Source organism: Pseudomonas sp. Pseusp10, from assembly GCF_059492225.1.
Genome location: NZ_CP168528.1, coordinates 689,389 through 716,053, shown reverse-complemented (window position 1 = coordinate 716,053; position 26,665 = coordinate 689,389). Strand labels below are relative to the sequence as shown.

The 26,665-nt window shown below is 57.9% G+C and carries 26 protein-coding genes, 2 tRNA genes and 1 rRNA gene; 16 read left to right on the top strand and 13 right to left on the bottom strand.

Going from position 1 to position 26,665, the window contains the following annotated elements; translation table 11 throughout:
- Positions 1 to 222: 222 nt before the first annotated feature.
- The 5 genes from ACEN8Z_RS03335 to ACEN8Z_RS03315 all read right to left on the bottom strand — a co-directional run bounded on the left by ACEN8Z_RS03335 (position 223) and on the right by ACEN8Z_RS03315 (position 5,041).
- A tRNA-Ala gene (locus ACEN8Z_RS03335) sits at positions 223 to 298 on the bottom strand.
- Between the two features lie 9 nt (positions 299 to 307).
- A tRNA-Ile gene (locus ACEN8Z_RS03330) sits at positions 308 to 384 on the bottom strand.
- A 121-nt stretch (positions 385 to 505) separates the two neighbouring features.
- A 16S ribosomal RNA gene (locus tag ACEN8Z_RS03325) occupies positions 506 to 2,042 on the bottom strand.
- A 583-nt stretch (positions 2,043 to 2,625) separates the two neighbouring features.
- Positions 2,626 to 3,846, bottom strand: a complete 1,221-nt coding sequence (locus ACEN8Z_RS03320; RefSeq protein WP_008002120.1) for a CaiB/BaiF CoA transferase family protein — start codon at positions 3,844 to 3,846, stop codon at positions 2,626 to 2,628.
- 13 nt (positions 3,847 to 3,859) lie between these two features.
- A complete protein-coding gene (locus ACEN8Z_RS03315; protein ID WP_495596758.1) occupies positions 3,860 to 5,041 on the bottom strand; it encodes an acyl-CoA dehydrogenase in 1,182 nt (393 codons plus the stop codon).
- A gap of 157 nt (positions 5,042 to 5,198) precedes the next feature.
- Here ACEN8Z_RS03315 and ACEN8Z_RS03310 point away from each other — a divergent pair, with 157 nt between their 5' ends.
- From ACEN8Z_RS03310 to ACEN8Z_RS03260, 11 genes are all read left to right on the top strand, one after another.
- Positions 5,199 to 6,098: a LysR family transcriptional regulator gene (locus ACEN8Z_RS03310; RefSeq protein ID WP_204932528.1), complete on the top strand. Its 900-nt coding sequence runs from the start codon at positions 5,199 to 5,201 to the stop codon at positions 6,096 to 6,098.
- A gap of 435 nt (positions 6,099 to 6,533) precedes the next feature.
- A complete protein-coding gene (locus tag ACEN8Z_RS03305) occupies positions 6,534 to 7,655 on the top strand; it encodes a Re/Si-specific NAD(P)(+) transhydrogenase subunit alpha (RefSeq protein ID WP_495596757.1) in 1,122 nt (373 codons plus the stop codon).
- A gap of 11 nt (positions 7,656 to 7,666) precedes the next feature.
- Entirely contained in the window at positions 7,667 to 8,023 is a 357-nt protein-coding gene (locus ACEN8Z_RS03300; protein ID WP_128604429.1) for an NAD(P) transhydrogenase subunit alpha part 2, read from the top strand.
- Positions 8,020 to 9,456, top strand: coding sequence for an NAD(P)(+) transhydrogenase (Re/Si-specific) subunit beta (locus tag ACEN8Z_RS03295; protein WP_008002130.1), 1,437 nt, complete (start codon positions 8,020 to 8,022; stop codon positions 9,454 to 9,456). The genes ACEN8Z_RS03300 and ACEN8Z_RS03295 overlap by 4 nt, the downstream gene beginning before the upstream one ends.
- Positions 9,457 to 9,669: 213 nt before the next feature.
- A complete protein-coding gene (gene scpC, locus ACEN8Z_RS03290; protein ID WP_495596756.1) occupies positions 9,670 to 11,163 on the top strand; it encodes a succinyl-CoA:acetate CoA-transferase ScpC in 1,494 nt (497 codons plus the stop codon).
- A gap of 319 nt (positions 11,164 to 11,482) precedes the next feature.
- Positions 11,483 to 11,698, top strand: a complete 216-nt coding sequence (locus ACEN8Z_RS03285) for a DUF1127 domain-containing protein (RefSeq protein WP_007969750.1) — start codon at positions 11,483 to 11,485, stop codon at positions 11,696 to 11,698.
- A gap of 258 nt (positions 11,699 to 11,956) precedes the next feature.
- Positions 11,957 to 12,166 carry a DUF1127 domain-containing protein gene (locus ACEN8Z_RS03280; RefSeq protein WP_495598078.1) on the top strand — a complete coding sequence of 70 codons (210 nt, stop codon included), beginning with the start codon at positions 11,957 to 11,959 and terminating at the stop codon, positions 12,164 to 12,166.
- 142 nt (positions 12,167 to 12,308) lie between these two features.
- Entirely contained in the window at positions 12,309 to 12,629 is a 321-nt protein-coding gene (locus tag ACEN8Z_RS03275; protein ID WP_008002137.1) for a DUF2388 domain-containing protein, read from the top strand.
- A 107-nt stretch (positions 12,630 to 12,736) separates the two neighbouring features.
- The gene (locus tag ACEN8Z_RS03270) at positions 12,737 to 13,054 is read left to right on the top strand and encodes a DUF2388 domain-containing protein (RefSeq protein WP_495596755.1); all 318 of its coding nucleotides are present in this window, start codon (positions 12,737 to 12,739) and stop codon (positions 13,052 to 13,054) included.
- A gap of 27 nt (positions 13,055 to 13,081) precedes the next feature.
- Positions 13,082 to 13,402 (top strand): DUF2388 domain-containing protein, encoded by a 321-nt coding sequence (locus ACEN8Z_RS03265; protein ID WP_008002141.1) that lies wholly within the window; start codon positions 13,082 to 13,084, stop codon positions 13,400 to 13,402.
- A complete protein-coding gene (locus ACEN8Z_RS03260; protein ID WP_495596754.1) occupies positions 13,399 to 15,360 on the top strand; it encodes a DUF7844 domain-containing protein in 1,962 nt (653 codons plus the stop codon). The genes ACEN8Z_RS03265 and ACEN8Z_RS03260 overlap by 4 nt, the downstream gene beginning before the upstream one ends.
- Positions 15,361 to 15,476: 116 nt before the next feature.
- Here ACEN8Z_RS03260 and trpA read toward each other — a convergent pair whose 3' ends face one another.
- Together trpA and trpB are read right to left on the bottom strand one after the other, a co-directional pair.
- Positions 15,477 to 16,289: a tryptophan synthase subunit alpha gene (trpA, locus tag ACEN8Z_RS03255; protein ID WP_008002144.1), complete on the bottom strand. Its 813-nt coding sequence runs from the start codon at positions 16,287 to 16,289 to the stop codon at positions 15,477 to 15,479.
- Positions 16,289 to 17,509 (bottom strand): tryptophan synthase subunit beta, encoded by a 1,221-nt coding sequence (gene trpB, locus ACEN8Z_RS03250; protein ID WP_218431420.1) that lies wholly within the window; start codon positions 17,507 to 17,509, stop codon positions 16,289 to 16,291. Before trpB ends, trpA begins: the two co-directional genes overlap by 1 nt.
- A 112-nt stretch (positions 17,510 to 17,621) precedes the next feature.
- On the opposite strand from trpB, the gene ACEN8Z_RS03245 reads away from it, so the two are divergent.
- Positions 17,622 to 18,515 carry a LysR family transcriptional regulator gene (locus ACEN8Z_RS03245; RefSeq protein ID WP_495596753.1) on the top strand — a complete coding sequence of 298 codons (894 nt, stop codon included), beginning with the start codon at positions 17,622 to 17,624 and terminating at the stop codon, positions 18,513 to 18,515.
- Here ACEN8Z_RS03245 and ACEN8Z_RS03240 read toward each other — a convergent pair.
- A complete protein-coding gene (locus ACEN8Z_RS03240) occupies positions 18,512 to 18,835 on the bottom strand; it encodes an ElaB/YgaM/YqjD family protein (protein WP_495596752.1) in 324 nt (107 codons plus the stop codon). The two genes, ACEN8Z_RS03245 and ACEN8Z_RS03240, sit on opposite strands and share 4 nt — an antisense overlap.
- Positions 18,836 to 18,992: 157 nt before the next feature.
- Between ACEN8Z_RS03240 and ACEN8Z_RS03235 the strand changes: the two genes are divergently transcribed.
- Positions 18,993 to 19,208, top strand: a complete 216-nt coding sequence (locus tag ACEN8Z_RS03235) for a dodecin (protein WP_015092929.1) — start codon at positions 18,993 to 18,995, stop codon at positions 19,206 to 19,208.
- A gap of 121 nt (positions 19,209 to 19,329) precedes the next feature.
- On the top strand, positions 19,330 to 19,554 hold the full coding sequence (locus tag ACEN8Z_RS03230; RefSeq protein ID WP_008002156.1) for a DUF1161 domain-containing protein: 225 nt from the start codon (positions 19,330 to 19,332) through the stop codon (positions 19,552 to 19,554).
- 68 nt (positions 19,555 to 19,622) lie between these two features.
- Here ACEN8Z_RS03230 and ACEN8Z_RS03225 read toward each other — a convergent pair whose 3' ends face one another.
- On the bottom strand, positions 19,623 to 20,624 hold the full coding sequence (locus tag ACEN8Z_RS03225) for an LLM class flavin-dependent oxidoreductase (protein ID WP_495596751.1): 1,002 nt from the start codon (positions 20,622 to 20,624) through the stop codon (positions 19,623 to 19,625).
- 380 nt (positions 20,625 to 21,004) lie between these two features.
- Between ACEN8Z_RS03225 and ACEN8Z_RS03220 the strand changes: the two genes are divergently transcribed.
- Complete coding sequence (locus ACEN8Z_RS03220) at positions 21,005 to 21,238, top strand: DUF1161 domain-containing protein (RefSeq protein WP_204932768.1); 234 nt, start codon at positions 21,005 to 21,007, stop codon at positions 21,236 to 21,238.
- Between the two features lie 5 nt (positions 21,239 to 21,243).
- On the opposite strand, the gene ACEN8Z_RS03215 is transcribed toward ACEN8Z_RS03220, so the two are convergent.
- Together ACEN8Z_RS03215 and ACEN8Z_RS03210 are read right to left on the bottom strand one after the other, a co-directional pair.
- Positions 21,244 to 21,666 (bottom strand): PA0061/PA0062 family lipoprotein, encoded by a 423-nt coding sequence (locus ACEN8Z_RS03215; protein ID WP_204932766.1) that lies wholly within the window; start codon positions 21,664 to 21,666, stop codon positions 21,244 to 21,246.
- A 41-nt stretch (positions 21,667 to 21,707) separates the two neighbouring features.
- Positions 21,708 to 22,130 (bottom strand): PA0061/PA0062 family lipoprotein, encoded by a 423-nt coding sequence (locus tag ACEN8Z_RS03210; RefSeq protein WP_495596750.1) that lies wholly within the window; start codon positions 22,128 to 22,130, stop codon positions 21,708 to 21,710.
- 59 nt (positions 22,131 to 22,189) lie between these two features.
- On the opposite strand from ACEN8Z_RS03210, the gene ACEN8Z_RS03205 reads away from it, so the two are divergent.
- Positions 22,190 to 23,287 (top strand): aminopeptidase, encoded by a 1,098-nt coding sequence (locus tag ACEN8Z_RS03205; protein WP_495596749.1) that lies wholly within the window; start codon positions 22,190 to 22,192, stop codon positions 23,285 to 23,287.
- Here ACEN8Z_RS03205 and ACEN8Z_RS03200 read toward each other — a convergent pair.
- Both ACEN8Z_RS03200 and gltP read right to left on the bottom strand, forming a co-directional pair.
- Positions 23,269 to 24,498: a nucleoside recognition domain-containing protein gene (locus ACEN8Z_RS03200; RefSeq protein ID WP_277533341.1), complete on the bottom strand. Its 1,230-nt coding sequence runs from the start codon at positions 24,496 to 24,498 to the stop codon at positions 23,269 to 23,271. The genes ACEN8Z_RS03205 and ACEN8Z_RS03200 overlap by 19 nt on opposite strands.
- Positions 24,499 to 24,698: 200 nt before the next feature.
- Positions 24,699 to 26,030, bottom strand: coding sequence for a glutamate/aspartate:proton symporter GltP (gene gltP, locus ACEN8Z_RS03195; protein ID WP_495596748.1), 1,332 nt, complete (start codon positions 26,028 to 26,030; stop codon positions 24,699 to 24,701).
- Positions 26,031 to 26,665: the final 635 nt, after the last annotated feature.

Here is a 26,665-nt window from a genome sequence, read left to right as displayed (position 1 = left end):
CCCAAGCAATCTGGTTATACTGTGAAGACGACATTCGCCGAAAATTCGCGATTAAACTCACAAATTTTACCTTAGCCTGATCCGTTACCAGTGAAAGTAACGTTCAGTCTATCTTTCTATCACATACCCAAATTTTTAAAGAACGATCTAATCAAAAGACTAGAAATCAATATTCATCGCGGAATATTCATTTCTAAACTCTCAGACATCTGAAGCAGTTTATGGTGGAGCCAAACGGGATCGAACCGTTGACCTCCTGCGTGCAAGGCAGGCGCTCTCCCAGCTGAGCTATGGCCCCATACAAAATTGGTGGGTCTGGGCAGATTCGAACTGCCGACCTCACCCTTATCAGGGGTGCGCTCTAACCAACTGAGCTACAGACCCAATTTCGAGCGCGTAACTGTTAGCGTGAGCTATCAGCCTGGAGCTTAAAGCTGCTTCTATCGTCTTCTTCAATGAATCAAGCAATTCGTGTGGGAGCTCATGGAGCAGCTGAGTCGTCGATTAAGGAGGTGATCCAGCCGCAGGTTCCCCTACGGCTACCTTGTTACGACTTCACCCCAGTCATGAATCACACCGTGGTAACCGTCCTCCCGAAGGTTAGACTAGCTACTTCTGGTGCAACCCACTCCCATGGTGTGACGGGCGGTGTGTACAAGGCCCGGGAACGTATTCACCGCGACATTCTGATTCGCGATTACTAGCGATTCCGACTTCACGCAGTCGAGTTGCAGACTGCGATCCGGACTACGATCGGTTTTGTGGGATTAGCTCCACCTCGCGGCTTGGCAACCCTCTGTACCGACCATTGTAGCACGTGTGTAGCCCAGGCCGTAAGGGCCATGATGACTTGACGTCATCCCCACCTTCCTCCGGTTTGTCACCGGCAGTCTCCTTAGAGTGCCCACCATGACGTGCTGGTAACTAAGGACAAGGGTTGCGCTCGTTACGGGACTTAACCCAACATCTCACGACACGAGCTGACGACAGCCATGCAGCACCTGTCTCAATGTTCCCGAAGGCACCCATCCATCTCTGGAAAGTTCATTGGATGTCAAGGCCTGGTAAGGTTCTTCGCGTTGCTTCGAATTAAACCACATGCTCCACCGCTTGTGCGGGCCCCCGTCAATTCATTTGAGTTTTAACCTTGCGGCCGTACTCCCCAGGCGGTCAACTTAATGCGTTAGCTGCGCCACTAAGAGCTCAAGGCTCCCAACGGCTAGTTGACATCGTTTACGGCGTGGACTACCAGGGTATCTAATCCTGTTTGCTCCCCACGCTTTCGCACCTCAGTGTCAGTATCAGTCCAGGTGGTCGCCTTCGCCACTGGTGTTCCTTCCTATATCTACGCATTTCACCGCTACACAGGAAATTCCACCACCCTCTACCATACTCTAGCTTGTCAGTTTTGAATGCAGTTCCCAGGTTGAGCCCGGGGCTTTCACATCCAACTTAACAAACCACCTACGCGCGCTTTACGCCCAGTAATTCCGATTAACGCTTGCACCCTCTGTATTACCGCGGCTGCTGGCACAGAGTTAGCCGGTGCTTATTCTGTCGGTAACGTCAAAACACTAACGTATTAGGTTAATGCCCTTCCTCCCAACTTAAAGTGCTTTACAATCCGAAGACCTTCTTCACACACGCGGCATGGCTGGATCAGGCTTTCGCCCATTGTCCAATATTCCCCACTGCTGCCTCCCGTAGGAGTCTGGACCGTGTCTCAGTTCCAGTGTGACTGATCATCCTCTCAGACCAGTTACGGATCGTCGCCTTGGTGAGCCATTACCTCACCAACTAGCTAATCCGACCTAGGCTCATCTGATAGCGCAAGGCCCGAAGGTCCCCTGCTTTCTCCCGTAGGACGTATGCGGTATTAGCGTTCCTTTCGAAACGTTGTCCCCCACTACCAGGCAGATTCCTAGGCATTACTCACCCGTCCGCCGCTGAATTCAGGAGCAAGCTCCTGTCATCCGCTCGACTTGCATGTGTTAGGCCTGCCGCCAGCGTTCAATCTGAGCCATGATCAAACTCTTCAGTTCAAACATCTTTGGGTTTTGAGAAAACCCTAAACTTGGCTCAGCAATCGTTGGTTACATCTTTGATTTCTCGCGGAGTAACTTGTGATGCTGATAATCTGTTGACTAGCAGTCTGACGCCACAAGCACCCACACGAATTGCTTGATTCAGTTGTTAAAGAGCGGTTGGTTAAGAGCTTTCGTCTCAACCGAGGCGCGCATTCTACAGCAGCCTCATTTGCTGTCAAGTGATTTTTTCAGAAGTTTTCAAGGATTTCCTTAACAACTTCAACCACTTGCGCTTTCGATCTCTCGTCAGCGGGAGGCGAATTCTACAGCGTTACACGCTGCTGTCAACACCTCTTTTTCAACTTCCTTTGCGCTTCGATGACCTGAAGCAACCACTGCCGAAAACTGCGTAACTCTTTGTTTACCAAGGAGTTTTCCGTTTCGACTGCGCCGGAAGTGGGGCGAATTATAGGCCTCCAGAATCTGCCGTCAAGCACTGATTCAGGATTTCTATCAATAACTTGCAGAAAGCACCCAACCGACCCGAAGGAAACCTATATAGAAGAGCCCAAACACCCTTCTATATAGAGGAGACCCATCAGAGAACGCCCGAAGCCTTGAACGCAGTCACCGCCCCAGCATCCAGGCCCAACACCCGCTGCAGAACCTCCAGCGTATGCTCACCCAGCAAAGGAGGTGCAAAACGGTACTCCACTGGCGTCTCCGAGAGTCGAATCGGGCTCGCCACCTGAGGCACCATACCAGCCAGCGCATGCGGCAGCTCGATAGCCAACCCGCGAGCCTTCACCTGAGGATCGGCAAACATCTGTGCCACATCATTGATAGGCCCGCATGGCACGCCAGCCTGTTCCAGCTGTGCCACCCATTCAGCGGTAGTCTTGAATACCGTAGCCTGGCGGATCAGCGGAATCAGTACAGCCCTGTTTGCCACCCGCAGCTTGTTGGTAGCAAAACGCGGATCGTCCGCCCATTGCGGCTGCCCGGCCACTTCCGCGAACTTGCGGAACTGCCCATCGTTCCCGACGGTAAGGATGAAATCGCCATCCGCCGTAGGAAAATCCTGATAAGGCACGATGTTCGGGTGAGCATTACCCAAGCGTTTAGGCGCATTGCCTGTCGTCAGGTAGTTCATTGCCTGGTTAGCCAGGCAAGCCACTTGTACGTCCAGTAGCGCCATGTCGATATGCTGACCGCCACCGTCGTGATCCCGATGCGCAAGCGCAGCCAGGATCGCGACAGTCGAATACAGCCCGGTCAGGATATCCGTCAGCGCTACGCCAACCTTCACCGGCCCCGCGCCTTCTTCGCCTTCAGGTCGCCCCGTCAGGCTCATGAGACCGCCCAGCCCCTGGATCATGAAGTCATAACCCGCACGCTTGGCGTAAGGGCCGGTCTGGCCGAAGCCGGTGATCGAGCAATAGATCAGATCCGGATTGATCGCCTTCAACGATTCATAGTCCAGGCCATAAGCCGCCAAACCGCCAACCTTGAAGTTCTCGATCAGGATGTCCGACTTGGCCGCCAGCTCACGCACCAGTTTCTGCCCTTCAGGGCGTGTGAAGTCGATGGTGACCGATTGCTTGTTGCGATTGGCCGACAAGTAATAGGCCGCCTCGCTGGTGTTTTCCCCATAAGCGTCTTTAAGGAACGGCGGCCCCCAGGCGCGTGTGTCATCGCCGTTACCCGGGCGCTCGACCTTGATCACTTCGGCGCCAAGGTCGGCAAGGATCTGCCCGGCCCAAGGCCCGGCCAGCACCCGCGATAAATCCAGTACCCGTAGATGCGAAAGCGCGCCCATCGACGTTCTCCTATTAATAGAACGCCTGGATGCCGGTTTGCGCACGACCAAGGATCAGAGCATGGACGTCATGGGTACCTTCGTAGGTGTTCACCACTTCCAGGTTGACCAGGTGGCGAGCAACACCGAACTCATCGGAAATACCATTGCCGCCCAACATATCGCGAGCCATGCGAGCGATGTCCAGAGACTTGCCGCAAGAGTTGCGCTTCATCATCGAAGTGATTTCGACCGCCGCAGTGCCTTCATCCTTCATACGACCCAGACGCAGGCAGCCTTGCAGCGCCATGGTGATTTCAGTCTGCATGTCGGCCAGTTTTTTCTGGATCAACTGAGTGGCGGCCAGTGGGCGGCCAAACTGCTGACGATCCAGGGTGTACTGACGAGCGGTGTGCCAGCAGAACTCGGCAGCACCCAACGCGCCCCAGGAGATGCCGTAACGTGCCGAGTTGAGGCACGTGAAAGGACCTTTCAGACCACGGACATCCGGGAAAATGTTTTCTTCCGGAACGAACACGTTGTCCATCACGATTTCACCGGTGATCGATGCCCGCAGGCCCACCTTGCCGTGAATTGCCGGAGCGCTCAGGCCTTTCCAGCCTTTCTCCAGAACGAAGCCGCGGATGTCGCCAGCATCGTCCTTGCCCCAGACCACGAACACATCGGCGATCGGGCTGTTGGTGATCCACATCTTGCTGCCCTTGAGGCTGTAGCCACCTTCTACTTTGCGCGCACGAGTGATCATCGAACCCGGGTCGGAACCGTGGTTAGGCTCGGTCAGGCCGAAGCAGCCGATCCACTCGCCCGAGGCCAGTTTCGGCAGGTACTTCTGCTTCTGCGCTTCAGTACCGAATTCATTGATCGGCACCATCACCAGCGAGGACTGAACGCTCATCATCGAGCGATAGCCGGAGTCGATGCGCTCGACTTCACGGGCGATCAGACCATAGCTGACATAGTTCAGGCCGCTGCCGCCGTACTGCTCGGGGATGGTTGCGCCCAACAGGCCGACTTCGCCCATTTCACGGAAGATCGCAGGGTCGGTCTTCTCATGGCGGAAAGCTTCGAGGATGCGCGGCGCAAGGCTTTGCTGAGCGAATTGCGCAGCCGTGTCGCGAATCATGCGTTCTTCTTCAGTGAGCTGTTGATCCAGCAGCAGGGGATCGATCCAGTTGAAGCTAGCTTTACCGCCCATGAGTGTGTCCTCTCGAATCGGGTCAAATAACGTGGACTGATGCTAGGCCGGGTTCGGCGCCACGGCAAACGAGGATTTCGCATACTGTTGTGCTAATTTCTCACTCCGAAACGTCGCAAAAGAGCCTTTATGCGATGCATTAGTGAGGTTGACGTACATGCGCAGAAAGATACCCAGCACCACCGCTCTGATCAGCTTTGAGGCAGCGGCACGCCACGAGAGCTTTACCAAGGCAGCCCAGGAACTTTCGCTGACCCAAGGGGCGATTTGCCGACAGATCGCCAGTCTGGAGGAGTTCCTCAGTGTGGAACTGTTCCGACGCTCGCGGCGCGGGGTCAAGCTGACAGAAGCCGGCCTCTCCTACAGCCGTCGAGTGGCCACTCAGCTCGACGCGGTTGAGCGCGACACCTTGTCAGTCATGGGCCAGCAAGGCACCAACGTGATCGAATTGGCCGTCGTTCCGACCTTCGGCACCCAATGGCTGCTGCCGCGACTCAAGGACTTCCAGCAAAAGCACCCGGAAGTGACGGTCAACCTGACCAACCGCACGCGGCCGTTCCTGTTCGCCGACACTGATTTTGATGCCGCCATCTACTTCGGTGACGCGGATTGGTCGGGTACAGAGTCCCACAGGCTGATGGGTGAAAATCCGATGCCCGTTTGCAGCCCCAACCTGCTCGGAAAAAAGACCAGTCTGACGCCCGGCGAAATCGCCGACTTACCTCTTCTGCAACAAACCACCCGCCCCTATGCCTGGCGCCAATGGTTCGACTCCCAACACCTGAATGTCCCGCGAGACATGACAGGTCCTCGCTACGAGCTATTCTCCATGCTCGCCCAAGCGGCCATGCACGACATGGGCATTGCCCTGATTCCGCCGTTCCTGATTCAAAGAGAGCTGAAAGAAAAACGCTTGGTGATCGCCAACCCGCAAGCACTGTCGAGCATCAAGGCTTATTACCTGATGATTCCTGAGCGAAAGGTCGAATCTGCGTCTTTGAGGGCATTTCGAGACTGGCTGGTAAATCAGGCACACAGCTACAGCCTAGAGGGATAAAGGCTCTCCAAAATTACTTGACCCCGTAGTCAGTAACCGTAAAGCCCTACAGATATACGTATTTGTCGCATAGCAGCAAACTGTATCGAGAAGTCGTACAAACGTCCCACAAGCGGCTGACCACGCGGCTTTGCGCCACTATTTCGAAGCGATGCCGCATCATTCATACGGCCGATGTGTAATTTCCTGAATTTCGGCCAGAATCCTTGAAAAGCACGGTCTGCAAGGGATTGAGCCAGTTGGTTGCGACATTCGGTCACGGGGTGACTTGTAGTTAATTTTCCGTCACCCGTCATAATCCCTTGAAGGGCACAAAGTTCGCCTGCAAAATGCCGCGCCCCGCCCTGATTTGGCGGGATCGTGCTGATCGGCCGCCCCAGCCGCACCATCCGTAGTGCATGGGTTTACTCAATAAGATCACGCAGGAGATTTGACGTGCACATTGGTGTTCCTCTCGAAACCCAGACCGGTGAAACACGGGTTGCTGCAACCCCGGAAACCATCAAGAAGCTGATCAGCCAGGGTCATAAGGTCACTGTACAAAGCGGCGCAGGCGTTAATGCCAGCGTTGTCGACAGTGCCTATGCAGCGGCAGGCGCGACCATTGGCAGCGCCAATGACGCGTTTGGTGCAGAGCTGATTTTGAAGGTGGTCGCGCCCAGCGACAGCGAACTGACGCTGATTAAAAGCGGCACCGTTGTGGTGGGGATGCTCAACCCGTTCAGCAATGAAACCATCGCCAAGCTGGCCGAGTGCGGCATTACCGCATTTGCCCTGGAGGCAGCGCCTCGCACCTCCCGCGCCCAAAGCCTGGATGTGCTGTCCTCGCAAGCCAACATCGCCGGTTATAAAGCCGTGTTGCTGGCCGCGCACTACTATCCGCGCTTCATGCCGATGCTGATGACTGCTGCGGGCACTGTGAAAGCGGCGCGCGTGCTGATTCTCGGTGCAGGTGTGGCCGGTTTGCAGGCCATCGCTACGGCGAAACGTCTGGGCGCAGTGATCGAAGCGTCTGACGTGCGCCCTGCGGTAAAAGAGCAGATCGAATCCCTCGGCGCCAAATTCGTCGACGTGCCTTACGAGACCGACGAAGAGCGTGAATGCGCCGTTGGTGTCGGCGGTTACGCCCGCCCGATGCCCGCCAGCTGGATGCAGCGCCAGGCCGCGGCCGTGCACGAGCGCGCCAAACAGGCTGACATCGTCATCACCACCGCGCTGATTCCGGGCCGCAAGGCACCGACGTTGTTGAGCGCGGAAACCGTGGCGCAGATGAAACCCGGTTCGGTGGTCATCGACCTCGCAGCAGCCCAGGGCGGCAACTGCCCGCTGACCGTGGCCGATCAGGTGGTCGTCGAGAATGGCGTGACCATTGTCGGCCCGACCAACCTGGCTGCCGCGGTTGGAGCCGATGCCTCGGCACTGTATGCACGCAACCTGCTGGACTTCATGAAACTGTTGTTCGATAAAGAAGGACAACTGGTGATCAACCTTGAAGACGATATCGTCGCCGCGTGCCTGATGTGCCGCGACGGCCAGATCGTGCGCAAGAACGGCTGAGGATAAAAACAATGGAAGACATGCTGATCTCTCACGGTATCTACAACCTGATCATCTTCGTGCTGGCTATCTATGTCGGCTACCACGTGGTCTGGAACGTCACACCTGCCCTGCACACGCCACTGATGGCCGTGACCAACGCCATCTCGGCCATCGTGATCGTCGGCGCCATGCTCGCTGCCGCCCTCACCGTGACCCCGCTGGGCAAGACCATGGGCACCATGGCGGTGGCCCTGGCCGCCGTCAACGTGTTTGGTGGCTTCCTGGTAACCCGGCGCATGCTGGAAATGTTCAAGAAAAAAGCGGCTCCAGCAAAAGCTCCGGCAGCCAAGGCCGAAGCAGTCAAGGCTGAGGTGCAGCAAGCATGAGCATGAACCTGGTTACTTCCCTGTATTTGATCGCCTCGGTCTGCTTCATCCAGGCGCTCAAGGGTCTCTCGCATCCCACCACGTCGCGTCGCGGCAACCTGTTCGGCATGCTCGGCATGGGCCTGGCGATCCTCACCACGGTCGGCCTGATCTACAAACTCGGTGCCGAGCTGGCGCATGACGGTATCGTCTACGTGATCGTCGGCCTGCTGATCGGCGGCACCGCCGGTTCGATCATGGCCAAACGCGTTGAAATGACCAAGATGCCCGAACTGGTCGCCTTCATGCACAGCATGATCGGCCTGGCAGCGGTGTTCATCGCCGTGGCTGCCGTGGTCGAGCCGCAGTCGCTGGGCATCGTCCAGCAACTCGGTGACGCGATCCCGGCCGGTAACCGCCTGGAACTGTTCCTCGGTGCAGCCATTGGTGCAATCACCTTCTCCGGCTCTGTCATTGCCTTTGGCAAGCTGGCCGGCAAGTACAAGTTCCGCCTGTTCCAGGGTGCACCGGTACAGTTTGGCGGCCAGCACAAGCTGAACCTGCTGCTGGGCCTGGCCACACTGGCCCTGGGCGTGACCTTCATGCTCACCGGTGACTACACCGCTTTTGGCGTGATGCTGGCGCTGGCCTTCGTGCTCGGCGTGCTGATCATCATCCCGATCGGTGGCGCCGACATGCCGGTGGTGGTGTCGATGCTCAACAGCTACTCCGGCTGGGCAGCGGCGGGCATCGGCTTCTCGCTGAACAACTCGATGCTGATCATCGCCGGTTCGCTGGTAGGCTCAAGCGGTGCGATCCTCTCGTACATCATGTGCAAGGCGATGAACCGTTCCTTCTTTAATGTACTGCTCGGTGGTTTCGGCAATACGGCGGATGCGGCCGGCCCGGCGGGTTCGAAAGAAGCGCGTCCGGTGAAATCCGGTTCGGCTGACGATGCGACCTTCCTGCTGACCAACGCCGACACCGTGATCATCGTTCCGGGCTATGGCCTGGCGGTAGCACGGGCCCAGCATGCGCTGAAGGAACTGACCGAGAAGCTGACCCATCGCGGCGTGACCGTGAAGTACGCGATCCACCCGGTTGCCGGCCGTATGCCGGGGCACATGAACGTGTTACTGGCCGAGGCCGAAGTGCCTTACGACCAGGTGTTCGAGATGGACGACATCAACTCCGAGTTCGGTCAGGCCGACGTGGTGCTGGTGCTGGGTGCCAACGACGTGGTCAACCCGGCCGCGAAGAACGATCCGAAATCGCCGATTGCCGGCATGCCGATTCTCGAAGCGTTCAAGGCCAAGACCATCATCGTCAACAAGCGCTCGATGGCCAGCGGCTATGCCGGCCTGGACAACGAACTGTTCTATCTGGACAAAACCATGATGGTGTTCGGCGACGCGAAGAAAGTCATCGAAGACATGGTCAAAGCCGTCGACTAACCCTCTGCGGCACACAGAACGCCCCGACTCGTCGGGGCGTTTTTGTTTGCGCAAAACGTCGGACAAACTATTCTTTTATTACCGATCCGGTAACGGTGTTTTGCTTCAAAGGCCCGGAATAGACACCTCGATTGCGACCTTGGTAGCGGGACAGAAGCCGACGCAATTCACTAGACTGCACGTCCTGCTACCTGTTACCCGAGATAACAATCCATGTACCGTGACCGTATTCGCCTGCCTTCGTTGTTGGACAAAGTGATGAGTGCCGCCGACGCTGCCGCTCTGATTGAGGACGGCATGACCGTCGGCATGAGTGGCTTCACTCGCGCCGGCGAAGCCAAGGCCGTCCCCCAGGCGCTGGCCGAGCGTGCCAAGGTCACGCCGCTGAAGATCAGCCTGATGACCGGCGCGAGCCTGGGCAACGACCTGGACAAGCAGTTGACAGAAGCCGGTGTGTTGTCGCGACGTATGCCATTCCAGGTCGACAGCACCCTGCGCAAGGCGATCAACGCCGGCGAGGTCATGTTCATTGACCAGCACTTGTCGGAAACCGTGGAGCAATTGCGCAACCAGCAATTGAAACTGCCGGACATTGCCGTGATTGAAGCGGTAGCAATCACCGAGCAAGGGCATATCGTGCCAACCACCTCGGTAGGCAACTCGGCCAGCTTCGCAATTTTCGCCAAGCATGTGATCGTCGAGATCAACATGGCGCACAACCCGAACCTCGAAGGTCTGCACGACATCTATATCCCGACCTATCGTCCGACCCGTACCCCGATTCCATTGGTCAAGGTTGACGACCGCATTGGCAGCACCGCCATCCCGATTCCAGCGGAAAAAATCGTCGCCATTGTGGTCACCAATCAGGCTGACTCACCCTCCACGGTGCTGGCGCCAGACGCTGAGACCCAAGCGATTGCCGACCACCTGATCGACTTCTTCAAGCAGGAAGTGGCCGCCGGACGCATGACCAACAAGCTCGGCCCGCTACAGGCCGGTATTGGCACCATTGCCAACTCGGTGATGTGTGGACTGATCGACTCGCCGTTCGAAGACCTGACGATGTATTCCGAAGTACTTCAGGACTCGACCTTCGACCTGATCGACGCAGGCAAGCTGAGTTTTGCCTCGGGCAGTTCGATCACCCTGTCGAGCCGGCGCAATGCCGACGTCTTCGGCAATCTGGAGCGCTACAAGGACAAACTGGTTCTGCGCCCGCAGGAGATTTCCAACCACCCTGAAGTCGTGCGTCGCCTTGGCATCATCGGCATCAACACGGCGCTGGAGTTCGACATCTACGGCAACGTCAACTCCACTCACGTCTGCGGCACGCGGATGATGAACGGCATCGGTGGCTCCGGCGACTTTGCGCGCAATGCGCACCTGTCCGTATTCGTGACCAAGTCGATTGCCAAGGGCGGTGCAATCTCCAGCGTGGTGCCGATGGTCAGCCATGTTGACCATACCGAACATGACGTCGACATCCTCGTGACCGAAGTAGGCCTGGCGGACTTGCGAGGCCTCGCGCCCCGGGAGCGTGCTCGGGTCATCATCGACAAGTGCGTGCATCCGGATTACCGCCAGGCGCTGAATGATTACTTCACCGTCGCATGCGCCATCGGCGGGCACACCCCCCACATCCTGCGTGACGCCCTCAGCTGGCACATAAACCTGGAAGAAACCGGGCAAATGCTGAAGAAGTAATTGGTACAGATAGCAGCTGACGCAAACACAGTTTCGTCAGCTTGCGCTTGCCCCCTCGCAATATGAAAAAAACTGTACTGCTGTACCGGTCATTTCCTACCGAAAACTCCTACCTTACTGGATCAAAACATCAAAAGTGCACCACTACAGTGCGCATAGGTACAGTTGCCTCAATTTAGACCAGTACACCACCTATAAACAGTTAACTGAGCTCTCACAATACAGGTGAACTGTATCTACAGAGACTAGGCAAACAAGAGGATCATGGGCACCAGTTAAACCACTACCTAATCCCGCCACAAGCGGAAGGATGACCACCATGGAACGTACACTCAGTTCCGATCTGTTCTTTGAAGACACCGCTGCAAAAACCCAGGCTTCCCTGCCTCTGCGCGTTATCGCCAACCTGATGTTGTGGCAGCGCCGCATCACCAGCCGCCATCAACTGGCTCGCCTGGATTCGCGTCTGCTGGCTGACGCCGGGATTAGCGAAGCACAACGCTACGAAGAGCTGAGCAAGCCGTTCTGGCGCTAAGTTAGCGTCGCTGGCTCTGACCTGAAGGTCCACCGCCAGCAACCCGAATTGAAAAAACAAAACCCGTCGTGGGAAACCACGACGGGTTTTGTCGTTTTGGCCGATCAAACCTGGTCTCACAGTAGGGAAACTTGAATACCAGTACAGTTTGTAAAAACTACAAACTGGATGAGTACAATATCGTCGCAGTGTGTCTGTAGTGGATGTTCGGCCGGTGTCAGCATGGAACCCTCTACTTATCAGGACAGGGATCGCGCCATGAATTCTTTACAGGATGTTTCCACCCCCTCGATTCAATCGAGACCTTGCTTGAACTGGGTTAAAGATCTGTTAACAGGACTCTTCGCTAGTCTCGAAAGGGCGAGAGCACGACGTTTACTGGCTCAACTCGATGATCGCCAGCTATCAGATCTTGGTATCAGCCACACCGACCGCATCAATGAATTGGATAAACCGTTCTGGCGCTGACTTCCTGCTTGCATGACGGGCTATTCGAACCGACACACTCAGGCCTAATATCCATTCAGAACGTGGCGAGCGCCAAGCGCCTGGCGTCTGACCTTGCAGACACTGCGCCATTTTTCAACTGGTTTACCCAAAGGAGTTACCTATGTCCCGTCTTCGCCTGCTTAGCGCTGCGGCCCTGTTTGCCGTGGCTGCCAGTGCACAAGCCAGCAGTTTCATCGTAACCACGGATGCTGTTGTCAATGCACTCAAAGCCACATCCGATGCGACCACCGACGTCGTCTCTTCGTCGTTCAAGGATGACAAGATCGTTCTTGCGGCCCGTGACGACGCTGCCAGCTTTGTCGCCAGCGAAGGTTCCATCCGCGGCGTAAAACTGGAAAGCGCACTCGACCACATTCGCCACCAGGCGCCACAGTTGAGCGCCACCGATGCACAACTGGCGCAAGCGATCCTGACCATCTAAACGACTGCACAGACATGGGGCACGTCCGACGTGTCCCAATGTTTCGGCGCTGGCTCTAGAACGGGCCTTGCGCTAGCCTTTGGACTCACTTTCAACTGTCGAGTCTCATGCGTTTTCCTTCCAGTCTCTTGATAGCTCCAGTCTTTCTTACCCTTGGTTACTGCGCATCAGCCCACGCTTATGACGCCTTCAACCTGTCCACCCAAGGCATCGTCGCCAGCGGTTACGCCACAAGTTTGGTGACCTGCGCCCCCTTCGACCATAAACTGCTGCTCGCCGCCCAGGATGACGCTGCGGCATTTATCGCCAGTGACGGCCAACTGAGAGGTGCACGACTGGAGTCGGCCTTGCGGTATCTGCGCCGAACCCAGGCAAAACTTCATGCCAGCGACCTTGAACTGGCACAAGCAATTCTCGTCCAATAGTTATCCCTGTTTTTCTGGAGTCGTTCCATGCGTAACCCGCTGATTGCTGCCACCTTAGGCCTGCTGCTGTTGGCCGACGTGGCCCAGGCACATACTCTGGTTGCCACCAGTAACATGCTGATCCGTGCTACCCAGCGCACCCTCGATTTCACCTCCGATACCACCACGTCCATCCGCGATTCGAAGATCGTGCGCGAAGCCCAGGACGATGCAGCCAGTTTCGTTGCCAGCAATGGCGACATCCGTGGCGCTCACCTGGAATCCGCTTTCGACTTGCTGCGCACCCGCGTGCCGGAAGCCCGTGACGCCAGTGACCAGGATCTCGCTGAAGCCATCCTCGCACTGTGAAGCGTCCAGGCGCCTGGCTGCTGGCCGGGGTCCTGTTGCTGCTGGGCAACACGGCCCACGCAGGTCTTCAGTTACAGCTCAAGACCGAAGGTCTGACTCCCGCACAACAGCAAGCCAGCCAGACGTTGCTCGATGAAGCCATGCAGGCACTGCCGCCACGCTTTATCGAGCAACTCGATCGACGCATCGACGTCGTCTGGACCGATGACATGCCAAGCAACGCCTATGGCCAGGCGTCACTGGTGTCCGAACTTGATCTGAACCGCAACCTGCTGGCCGGCCTCACCGATGGCAGCGCCGCGACCAGAAAAACCCATCGCCCCCATGGCACCGTGCGCCAGGAAATGCTGGCCACGGTGTTGCACGAGCTGACTCACATCTACGATCGCTCGCGCCTATGGCCGGATGCCGAACGCAAGCTGATTCAGCGCTGCACCCGGCGCAACAACAGCTCAGGGCTGGTTGGCATTCCCGACCAATGTCGGGGCCAGTCCGGTCGGCGTTTTACCCTCAGTGACGATCCGCGCCTGCTCGACCTCGCCGGCTGGCAGCAATACGTCGGCCGTCGCGGCGAACGTGAACAGCACAACCGCCAGATTGCCCGCAGTCCGGACATCTACGAGACCAGCAGTCCAAAGGAATTCGTCGCGGTCAACATGGAGTATTTCCTCCTCGATCCGACCTACGCCTGCCGCCGTCCCGCGCTGTATCGCTACTACGAGGAACATTTCGGCTGGGCGCCCGCCGCCAAAGACAGTTGCAGCAAAACCTTCGCCTTCCTCAATGCCGGCAACGACTTCGCCAAGACACCTTTGGGCCAGGTCGATCCGGAACGGGTCTACGCCGTTGACTATCTGCTGGCCGAGGCTAACCAGAACTTGTTCAGCCGCTGGGGCCACAGCATGTTGCGCCTGGTGATCTGCGCGCCGGGCCGGCCACGCGGACCGGATTGTCGACTGGACCTGGACCAGCATCTGGTGCTGTCGTACCGCGCTTTCGTCGGTGACGTGCAGCTGTCGAGCTGGGATGGCCTAGTCGGTAAATACCCGTCGCGGCTGTTTATTCTGCCGCTGTCCCAGGTCATCGACGAATACACCAAGACCGAACTGCGCAGCCTGGCCTCCGTGCCCCTGAACCTGTCGCGCAGAGAGATTGAAGACGTGGTGGGACGTGCCGCCGAGATGCACTGGAGCTACGACGGCAACTACTTCTTCCTGTCGAACAACTGCGCGGTGGAAGAACTGAAACTGCTGCGCGGCGGCACCAACAACCCGCAACTGGTGGGACTCGACAACATCATGCCCAATGGTTTGCTGGAAGTGCTCAAGGGCCGCGGACTGGCGGACACCAGTGTACTGGACGATCCGCGAGAAGCCTTGCGTCTGGGTTATCGTTTCGATTCTTTCCGCGATCGCTATCAGGCCATGTTCGAAGTACTGAAAAAGCACTTGCCGGTCAAACAGGAAACCGTCGAAGACTGGCTCGACCTGAAAGCCGAGGAGCGGCGGCAATGGTTTGAACAAGCCGATTTGCGCACCAGTGCGGCGTTGCTTCTGCTGGAGCAAGCGAGTTTCCGTCGACAGTTGCTATTGGCCCAGGATGAAGTGAAGCAACGCTATCTGGGCGCCCGAGAGCTGAAGAATGGCGGTATGGACAAGGCCAACGCGACACTCAAGGACATTCTCGCCAACAGCGGCTTCCTCAGCCGTCCGGCTGAGTTGCTGGGCACCAACGGTTATGGCTTGCCGCAGCCAAGCGAGTGGGAACATCTGGAATCAGAAAGCAGCCAGCGCCAGAAGCAGCTCCTGGCGCTGTCCGGGGATCTGGACAAGGAAGTGAGAGCGTTGCTTGAACCTGACCGTGCCGCCGAAATGGCCGCCAATGAGGCCAACGTGAAGCAGATTGGTGAGCACTTGCGCAAACTGCACAAGGCATCAGGCGGCATAGAATTGCCTTGATCCGTAACTTGTAGGAGCGAGCTTGCTCGCGAAAAGGCCATCAGTTTCAACATCCTTGTTGACTGATACACCGCCTTCGCGAGCAAGCTCGCTCCTACAGGGGGTCAGTGTTCAGCTCAGCTGACGCGGGCTTTACGCACGCCGTCCGCCAGTGCCGAGCAAAGGCTCAATACGCCGTCGACGGCCTGGTCCGCAGTTGCCGCATTGGCGATCTGGTCGATCAACGCCGAGCCCACCACCACACCATCAGCCAGACGTGCGATGGACGCCGCCTGCTCCGGAGTCCGGATACCGAAACCGATGCTGATCGGCAGGTCGGTATGGCGGCGCAGACGGGCGACCGCTTCTTCGACATGTTCCAGCGTGGCGGCACCGGCGCCGGTCACACCGGCCACCGATACGTAGTAGACGAAACCGGAGCTGCCATTGAGAACAGTCGGCAGGCGCACATCGTCTGTGGTTGGCGTGGTCAGGCGAATGAAGTCCAGGCCCGCGGCCTGCGCCGGGTCGCACAGCTCGCCGTTATGCTCCGGCGGCAGGTCGACCACGATCAGGCCATCAACGCCGGCCTCTTTGGCTTCAGCAATGAAGCGCGGTACACCGTACATGTGGATCGGGTTGAAGTACCCCATCAGCACCAGCGGCGTTTCGTTGTTGTCCTGGCGGAACTCGCGAACCATTTGCAGGGTTTTCGCCAGATTTTGCCTGGCACCCAACGCACGGATGTTGGCGAGCTGGATGGCCGGGCCGTCAGCCATCGGATCGGTGAAGGGCATGCCCAGCTCGATCACGTCAGCACCGGCCGCCGGCAAGCCTTTGAGGATCGCCAGGGAGGTGTCGTAGCTCGGGTCGCCAGCGGTCACGAAAGTCACCAGGGCGGCGCGGTTCTGTTCCTTGAGTTCGGCAAAACGCGTTTGCAGGCGGCTCATCAGTGTTTCTCCTGCTTGGATTGTTCCATGTGGTGCATCACGGTCTGCATGTCTTTGTCGCCACGGCCGGACAGGTTGACCACCATCAGGTGATCTTTTGGCAGGCTCGGTGCACGCTTGAACACTTCGGCCAGGGCATGGGCGCTTTCCAGGGCAGGGATGATCCCTTCCAGGCGGCAGCACTGGTGAAACGCGGCGAGGGCTTCGTCGTCGGTCACCGAGGTGTACTGAACGCGGCCGATGTCGTGCAACCAGGCATGTTCCGGACCGATGCCCGGGTAGTCGAGGCCGGCAGAGATCGAGTGGGCATCAATGATCTGGCCATCGTCGTCCTGCAGCAGGAAGGTGCGGTTGCCGTGCAGGACGCCTGGAACGCCGCCATTCAGGCTGGCCGCGTGCTTGCCGGTCTCGATGCCGTAACCTGCGGCTTCAACGCCGATGATCTCGACGCTCTTGTCGTCGAGGAACGGGTGGAACAGGCCCATGGCGTTGGAACCACCGCCAATGCACGCCACCAGGCTGTCCGGCAGGCGACCTTCCTGGGCTTGCAGTTGCTCGCGGGTTTCCTTGCCGATCACGGCCTGGAAGTCACGGACCATCGCCGGGTAAGGGTGCGGACCGGCTACGGTGCCGATCAGGTAGAAGGTGCTGTCGACGTTGGTCACCCAGTCACGCAGGGCTTCGTTCATCGCGTCTTTCAGCGTGCCGGTACCGGCCACCACCGGGATCACCTCGGCGCCCAGCAGCTTCATGCGAAACACGTTGGCCTGCTGACGCTCGATGTCAGTGGTGCCCATGTAGATCACGCAATCCAGACCGAAGCGTGCAGCGACGGTGGCGGTGGCTACACCGTGCATGCCGGCACCGGTCTCGGCGATGATGCGCTTCTTGCCCATGCGCCGCGCCAGCAGGATCTGGCCGATGCAGTTGTTGATCTTGTGCGCGCCGGTGTGGTTCAGCTCTTCACGCTTGAGGTAGATCTTCGCACCGCCACAGAACTCGGTCAGACGCTCGGCGAAGTACAGTGGGCTTGGACGTCCGACATAGTCGCGCTGGAAGTAGGCCAGTTCTTCCTTGAATGCAGGATCTTCCTTGGCCAACTCATATTCGCGGGCCAGGTCGAGGATCAACGGCATCAGGGTTTCGGCAACGTAGCGACCGCCGAACGCGCCAAACAGGCCGTTGGCATCAGGGCCGTTGCGCAGATTAGTCTGGGTCATTTGGCGCTCCAGTTGAATGCGTAAAGAGACAGTGGGCTTCACTCTACCCCTGACGCCCCGGCCTGAAAACCGATAAGATCGCCGCAACCTGTCAGGAAAACTCACAGATCCCATGAGCCATGACCTTCCTCCGCTGAACGCGCTTCGCGCCTTCGAAGCCACTGCCCGCTTGAACAGCGTCAGTCAGGCGGCCGAACAGTTGCACGTCACCCATGGGGCCGTCAGCCGGCAATTGAAGGTCCTGGAAGAGCACTTGGGCGTGAGCCTGTTCATCAAGGACGGTCGCGGCCTGAAACTCACAAATGCCGGGTTGCGTCTGCGCGACGCCAGCAGCGAAGCCTTCGAACGTCTGCGCAGCGTTTGCGCCGAACTCACACAAAGCACAGCCGATGCCCCCTTCGTGCTCGGTTGCTCGGGAAGCCTGCTGGCGCGCTGGTTTATCCCGCGGCTGGGGAGGCTCAATGCCGACCTGCCGGACTTGCGCCTGCACCTGTCGGCCGGAGAAGGCGATCTCGATCCGCGAAGACCGGGGCTGGATGCCTTGCTGGTCTTTGCCGAGCCTCCCTGGCCGGCGGACATGCAGGTTTTTGAGCTGGCCAGCGAACGCATCGGTCCGGTCATGAGCCCGCGGTTCACAGGCTATGAACGGCTCAAGGAAGCGCCGGCCACTGCACTGCTGAGCGAACCCTTGCTGCACACCACCTCACGCCCGCAAGCCTGGCCGAGCTGGGCGCAACCACAGGGCCTCGACGCCAGGGCGTTGAAGTACGGCCAGGGATTTGAACATTTGTATTACTTGCTGGAAGCCGCCGTCGCGGGTCTGGGCGTGGCGATTGCCCCCGAACCCTTGGTGACGGAGGACTTGAAGGCCGGCCGCCTGGTTGCGCCATGGGGCTTCAGTGAAACCCCGGCACAACTGGCGTTGTGGCTACCCAAGCGCGCCGCGGACGGGCGCGCCCGGCAACTGGCGCAGTGGCTCAAGAACGAGCTGCGTCGAGCGGATTAATCACGCTTGCACAACAGATAAGCGGCCAGCAGCCCCAATGCGCCCACGGCGACACCAGCTGTTGTCCAGGGGTGCTCCTGGGCGTATTCCCGGGTGGCGATCCCGGTTTCGCGGGTTTTGACCTTGACCTCTTCATAGGCATCGGCCAGCAGATGGCGCGAGTGCCTCAAGGCATTCTCGGCGTTGCTTTTCAGGGTCTTGAGGGTTTTACGCGACTCGTCCGAAGCGTCGTCCTTCAGGCTTTCCAAAGACTTGAGCAGACTCTCGATCTCGGCTTCCATGCTTTGCAATGAGGCTTTGCGTAACGAGGTGTTGGCCATGGTGGCTCTCCTGCATTGGTGATGAGTGGCGTGCGTTGGTTGGGACTTCAGGGGTTCGAGAAAGTGCAGAAAATCTGAACTTCACCTTCAGAACGGCCAATAGAAGAAATAGGAAAAATCACTGCTAGGCTGTAATTCATACGCAGAGGAGAACGCCATGTCTGACCATCACACCTACAAGAAAGTCGAGCTGGTTGGCTCGTCCACCAGCAGTATCGAAGATGCGATCAACAACGCCCTGACCGAAGCCAGCAAAAGCATCAAGTACATGGAATGGTTTGAAGTAACCGAGACCCGTGGGCACATCAGGGACGGCAAGGCTGCGCACTTTCAGGTGACCTTGAAAGTCGGATTCCGCATTGCCAGCAGCTGACTTTGGGCTAGTCTTCTGAACTTGCACGCCAGCCGAATGCCATAGGGAATGGCAAAGCGCTCCATGAGTGCGTCCGGCTGACGGCTGGTTACCCCTATGATCCGACCAGGGAATGCAACCGATGAAGAAGTTTATGTTGGCGGTAGGTTTGTTGAGCCTTGCGGGGACCGCATTGGCGGGTGATGGCAAGCCATGCGAAGAGCTGAAAGCCGAAATCGCAGCGAAACTTGATGCCAAGGGCGTTTCCGGTTATTCGCTGGAGATCGTCGATAAAGGTACCGCTGCCGGCGGAAAAGTTGTTGGTAAATGCGAAAAGGGCGCCAAAGTGATCGTCTACAAAAAGTAGGCCGATCCTCGCCTGAACGAAAAAGCCGACGCCCTGGCGCCGGCTTTTTTATGCCTGCCGTTTGAGTATCAGCCTCGCATGACCTGTGCCAACAGCTCGTAGGAATGCACACGATCCGAATGTTCGTACAGGTCACAGGTGAAAATCAGCTCGTCGGCCTGAGTCTGTTCGATCAGGACCTCGAGTTTGGCGCGGATTTTCTGCGGGCTGCCGATCATGGCCAGTCCAAGGAAATCGTGCACGGCCTCTTTCTCATGGGGCAGCCACAGGCCGTCCATGGTCTTCACCGGCGGACGTTGCACCAGGCTTTGCCCACGCATCAGGGCGAGAATCCGCTGGAACACCGAAGTGGCCAGGTATTCGGCCTGCTCGTCGGTATCGGCTGCCACCAATGGCACACCGAGCATTACGTAAGGTTTGTCCAGAACGGCTGACGGTTTGAAGTGATTGCGGTAGACCCGAATCGCTTCATGCATGTAGCGCGGCGCGAAATGCGATGCGAAGGCGTAGGGCAAACCGCGTTCACCCGCCAACTGTGCGCTGAACAGGCTCGACCCCAACAACCAGACCGGCACATTGGTGCCGGTTCCCGGCATGGCGATGATGCGTTGGTCCGGAGTGCGTGGCCCCAGGTAGCGCACCAGTTCCGCCACATCTTCCGGGAAGTCGTCGGCGCTGCCGGAGCGCTCACGACGCAACGCACGTGCGGTCATCTGGTCGGAACCCGGAGCGCGCCCCAGGCCCAGATCGATCCGGCCCGGATAAAGACTTTCCAGGGTGCCGAACTGCTCGGCAATCACCAACGGCGCGTGGTTAGGCAACATCACCCCACCCGAACCGACTCGAATGGTCAACGTGCCACCGGCCAGGTAGCCGAGCAGCACCGAAGTCGCGGAACTGGCAATGCCATCCATATTGTGGTGCTCAGCCACCCAGAAGCGGTTGTAACCGAACTTCTCGACGTGTTGCGCCAGGTCCAGCGAATTGCGCAGCGACTGGGCCGCGCTGCCGTTCTCGCGCACCGGCACCAGATCGAGGGTCGAGAACTTGATATCGGACAGTCGTTTCATAAACCTGCTTCTCCAATTGAGGGCGCAGGTTTGATCTTGCGAACGAAAACCTGCCGAATCCAAAAGCGTGTTTCATGCAATGTGGGCATATACCCGAGTTTCAATAGCCCGGTAAAAAATCCCGCGAAAAAAGCGGATTGATCGGACGCAGTGAAGTTGATCCTCAAGGCGAAAATCAGCCTGGAGGCAACATGGCTCGGCTGGATTTTCGTTGAAACGAAAGATCGCAGCCTTGGGCAAACACCGGAATAACCCGGCAGGTTGCCCAAGGCTGCGATCTTTTTTGCGTCGTGACAGACTTGCCCGCTAAAACTGTGGTCGAATAAATGACAGCAGCGAAACCCCATGACTGTGCGTGCTGCGTCAAAGGAGCTTCAACCATGAAACGTTTTGCCCTGGCAGTAATCTGTTGCGCACTGACCACTTCGGCCCTTGCGGCACCGAAACCCTGTGAAGAACTCAAGGCCGAGATCGAAGCCAAGATCCAGGCCAGTGGCGTCACCTCCTACACGCTTGAAATCGTCACCAACGACGAGGTACACGACCAGAACATGGTCGTTGGCTCGTGCGAAAACGGCACCAAGAAAATCATCTACCAGAAGAACGACCGCTGAACCGCTCACATCAGGCAGTAGGACTCCCGGTCTTCAGCAACGATCTCGCGCTTGGCGTTGTATAGCCTGGCTTCAGGAATGAAGGCAATCGAGCGGCCTTCAAGCACATAACGTTGACCGGCTTCGAAATGATCGAAGTTGACGGTCAAGTAACATATGCGTTCAGAAGGGCCACCCATATTGTTCAAGCCCGCGCCACTGGGTACTTCGAAGTCGAAGCGGACGATCAGTTCATGGCTGCCGGGCATAACCTCAAAAAACCGCCCGTCGGCCAAGCGCCGTTTATCCAGACGTTCGGCCATCAGCAATTTATCGTTAGGGAAGGGCGTGGAAAATTCGACCCAGGCCATCTTTGGATTAGCCGCCGGCATCGGGGTCTGACAACCAGCAACAACACTGACGGCGAGTAACAGCATCAACCTGTACATGATGAATGTCCCAAGGGGCTATACATTCAGCATAACGCCGATCAGGTGTGTTGACAGCCCGCTGGCGTGCCTTGGCCAACCACTTTGCGCTGTTGATCGTAGAGTTTCGCCCAAGGCCGAAAACCGATGTTCCCCGCCTGTAGCTGATAACGCTCACCCGCGTTGAAGTCGTTGAATTTCACGTTCAACTGACAATCGCGCCACAACGGCCCGGCGTCGGGGCCGATGTTGGTGGGCTGGACCGTGAATTGGTAGCGGACCGTCAACTCATGGCTACCGGGCTGGACCTGGAAATAGCGTTTATCGTCGGTGGCCTTGTCATCGACCTCCAGCGCTTGCAGCTTCGTATCTGCTTGCTTCGACTCCAGGTCGATCCAGGCTTGCGCAGGATCAGGGCGGGGTAGTCCGAAAAAAGCACAGCCGGCCAGCATCAACAGGCCTCCTGTCAGTATCAACATGCGCATAGCGGAGCTCCAGTCAGGCGGGATAGTCTTGTGGAAAGACTCTCCAAGGAAGAATTATTTTGATCAGGCCGCTTCCTAGCCCTGGATTACTTGATCGCGTTTTTCGCGTTTTGTTTCCGGGTGTGTTGTTTTTGTTGCTCAACGGTTGCACCAGTGCCAGCTATTACAGCCAATTGGCTAGCGGCCAACTGCAGTTGCTACGGGCAAGAGAGCCGGTTTCCAGCGTGATTGCCGACCCGGCGCGCGATCAAAAACTGCGCTCACACCTGGAGCAATCGCAAAAGGCCCGAACGTTTGCCAGCCAGCAATTGCACCTGCCGGATAACCAGAGTTACCGCCTGTACGCTGACATTGGCCGTCCATTCGTCGTCTGGAATGTCTTCGTCACGCCGGAATTTTCCCTCAAGCCCGTAAGCCACTGCTTCCCCGTCGCCGGCTGCGTGGCTTATCGCGGTTACTACAGCCAGAGTGCAGCTCGCGGCGAAGCGGCATTGCAACGCTTGCAGGGTATGGACGTGTCAATTAGCGGCGTCGAGGCCTATTCGACACTCGGCTGGTTCAACGACCCGATCATCAGTTCGATGATGGGTTGGGGGGATGAGCGACTGGCCACGCTGATCTTTCACGAGCTGGCCCATCAGCGTTTCTATATAAAGGACGACACGGAGTTCAACGAATCCTTTGCCACCTTCGTCGAGCAGGAAGGTACTCGCCAATGGCGCACCTACCGCCACCTGCCACCGGATAACGATGCGCAGGTGCGTCGACGCGACCAGTTCACTGAGTTGGTGCTCAAGACCCGCACCCGGCTGGAAAAGCTCTACACCTTGTCGTTGCCAACCGAACAAATGCGCCAGCGCAAGGCTGCCGAGTTCGAGCGCTTGCGCAGCGAGTACCGGCAATTGCGCGACAGTCAGTGGGCCGCAGACAAACGCTACGACGCCTGGATCTATGCCCCCATGAACAATGCCCGGCTATTGCCGTTTGGTTTGTACGATCAATGGGTACCGGCATTTGCCGCGTTGTTCCATCAGGTGGATGGCGATTGGCTCAAGTTCTATGCTGCCGTGGAGAAGCTCGGTGCCTTGCCGACGGGCGAGCGCAAGGCAGCGTTGAAGGTGTTGGCTGGCGGGGCCGATCAACCAAAGAACCAGTAACAAACCCCGATCGCGCCCAACACCCCGGCAAGCTCCGCCAGCAATGCACAACCGACTGCATGTCGTGCGCGCTGGATACCCACGGCGCCGAAGTACACCGCCAGTACATAGAAGGTCGTCTCGGTACTGCCCTGGATCGTTGCCGCCACCAGCGCCGGGAAGCTGTCCACGCCCGAGGTCTTCATGGTTTCAATCAGCATCGCCCGGGCGGCGCTACCCGAGAAGGGTTTGACCATCGCCGTCGGCAGCGCATCGACGAAACGCGTGTCCCAACCGGCCCACGCCACCAGATGACGAATCCCGTCCAGACCGAAGTCCAGCGCCCCGGATGCCCGCAGAACACCCACTGCACAGAGCATTGCCACCAGGTAGGGCAGCAAGTTCTTGGCGACGTCGAAACCCTCTTTGGCGCCTTCGACGAAGGCCTCGTAGACCTTCACTTTGCGCAGCGCGCCGATCAGCAAAAACAGCATGATCAGGCCAAACAGCGTCAGATTGCCGAGGATCGACGACAGGCCCGCCAGCGCGGTCGCCGAAAGGGTCGCCAGCAACGCCATGAAACCGCCGAGGGCGAGGGAACCAGGGATGAGGTAGGCCAGCACCACGGGGTCCCAGATGCGCAAACGCTGCATGAACGCCACCGACAGGAAGCCGACAATGGTCGAGCAACTGGTCGCCAGCAGGATCGGCAGGAACACCAGCGTCGGGTCAGGCGCGCCTTGCTGGGCGCGATACATGAAGATCGTCACCGGCAGCAAGGTCAGCGAGGAAGCGTTGAGCACCAGGAACAGTATCTGTGCGTTGCTGGCGACGGTATCGCTGGGATTGAGCTCTTGCAGCGCTTTCATGGCCTTGAGGCCGATCGGTGTGGCGGCGTTGTCCAGGCCCAGCCCATTGGCGGCGAAGTTCAGGGTGATCAGGCCGATGGCCGGATGACCAGGTGGGACCTCAGGCATCAGGCGCAAAAACAGTGGCCCCAGGGCCTTGGCCAGCCATTCGACGATCCCGGCTTTCTCGGCAATGCGCAAAAAGCCCAGCCAGAGAGTGAGGGTGCCAAACAGCAGCACCATGACCTCGACCGACAGCTTGGCCATGGCGAAAATGCTTTCCACCATCGCCGCGAAAATTCCGGCGTTGCCGCCAATCAGCCACTGAGCCAGCGCCGAGACGGCTGCCACGATGAAGAAGCCAAGCCACAGGCCATTGAGCATCAGTCAAATCCCCCAAAAGATGCGCGAATGATAGCGGGGTGGCCAGAAACGACAAACCCCGGATTTCTCCGGGGTTTGTTAGTTCTGCTGTCGCAGACCATTGTGGGAGCGAGCCTGCTCGCGATAGCGGTGTATCAGTCGACATCAACGGTGACGGTCAATCCGTCATCGCGAGCAGGCTCGCTCCCACAGGTTTTGTATCAGTTGCTGGAGGTTTCACCCACCGGCAGTTTTTCCTTGCTGCGCCAGTGCGGCAGGGAGTTCCAGTAGCGCTGGCCCTTGGCGTCGTCGTACATGCCTTCCCAACGAGCGATAACCAGAACCGCCAGGGCGTTGCCGATCACGTTCAGTGCGGTACGGGCCATGTCCATGACGCGGTCGACACCGGCGATGAACGCCAGGCCTTCCAGTGGAATACCGACGCTGCCGAGTGTGGCCAGCAGTACCACGAAGGACACGCCCGGAACCCCGGCGATGCCTTTGGAGGTGACCATCAAGGTCAGCACCAGCAACAGTTGCTGGCTGATCGACAGGTCGATGCCATACAGCTGGGCAATGAAGATCGCCGCGATGCTTTGGTACAGGGTCGAACCGTCGAGGTTGAACGAGTAACCGGTTGGCACCACGAAGCTGCAAATGGCTTTCGGCGCGCCGTAGGCTTCCATTTTCTCGATCACGCGCGGCAGCACGGTTTCGGAGCTGGCGGTGGAGTAGGCCAGTACCAGCTCATCCTTGAAGATGCGCATCAGCTTGATCACCGAGAACCCGAACAGGCGAGCGATCAGGCCCAGGATCACGAAAGCGAAAAAGGCGATGGCGAAGTAAACCAGGATCACCAGTTTGGCCAGCGGTATCAGCGAGGCGAAGCCGAAGTTGGCAACGGTCACCGCGATCAGTGCGAACACGCCGATCGGGGCGTAGTTCATGATCATGTGAGTGACCTTGAACATGCTTTCCGATACACCCTGGAACATCTTCACCAGCGGCTCGCGCAGGTCCGCCTGCAGGCTCGACAAACCGAGACCGAACAATACAGAGAAGAAGATGATCGGCAGCATTTCGCCGCGAACCATGGCCGCAAAGATGTTCGACGGGATCAGGTTGAGGATGGTTTCGATGAACGCGTGTTCATGCTGAACCTCGGCCGCCGTGGCCTGGTACTTGGAAATGTCCACAGTGCCCAGGGTGCTCATGTCGATGCCGGCACCCGGATGGAACAGGTTGGCCAGCAGCAGACCGACCACGATGGCGATGGTGGTGACGATCTCGAAGTAGATGATGGTCTTGAAGCCGATGCGCCCCAGCTTCTTGGCGTCACCGACGCCTGCAATACCGACAATCAGGGAGGAAATGACGATCGGAATCACGATCATCTTGATCAGACGGATAAAGATATCGCCTGCCGGTTGCAGGACGTTGCTGATCCACCAGGCTTTTTCGGCACTGAAATGGTTGAGCAGCGCACCGATTGCAATCCCCAATACCAGACCGATGAGGATCTGCCAGGCGAGGCTAAGCTTTGCCTTCTTCATATCTTTACCCTTACTTGTTGTTTGACTCAGGGAGATGCGCGAACTGGAACGCTTATGGCGAAAAAGTCCAGTGCATCTGCCCCCCGTATAAGGTGCCCCGGAGCGCGTGTTTACGGCTCTCTGGCAGGCGAAAAAAGGCGCAACTATTCCGATGCAAGGGGGCGCCGTCTAATGCCGTAAACGCCTACCCCATGCCGAATCGGCATGAGGTTTTTGTAGTGAAACTCGCGTCCCAACCGGTTCGAATACGACATTTCGGCAGGCATAAGTGCCGTGAACCGGCCATCACAGAGCAGATTGAATGTTTTTTGAGCAGTGGCCGAGCGTTGATTTTCCAGCAAAATCCCGCCGAACGAAGCGAAAAATCGCGGTCAAAGAAAGGTGATTTTTCTCGATATACGGTCGCTGCTGAAACACCGGGAAAAGTAATTTCCGACGTAACAAGGACGAGGAAGCGATAACAGTGATGAAACGGGGACGAGCGCTCTATTTCAATATGTTGCGTGATCAAGCCCTTCGCAAGCCCGTCGAGCCATGACGGTCCGGCGAACTTGCGCAGCAGCTTTTCCAGACCCGGCCCTTGCGCAGGTACTCCCTGTACCCGTAGGTCACTCCGCCCCTGAAACAGGCAGAAC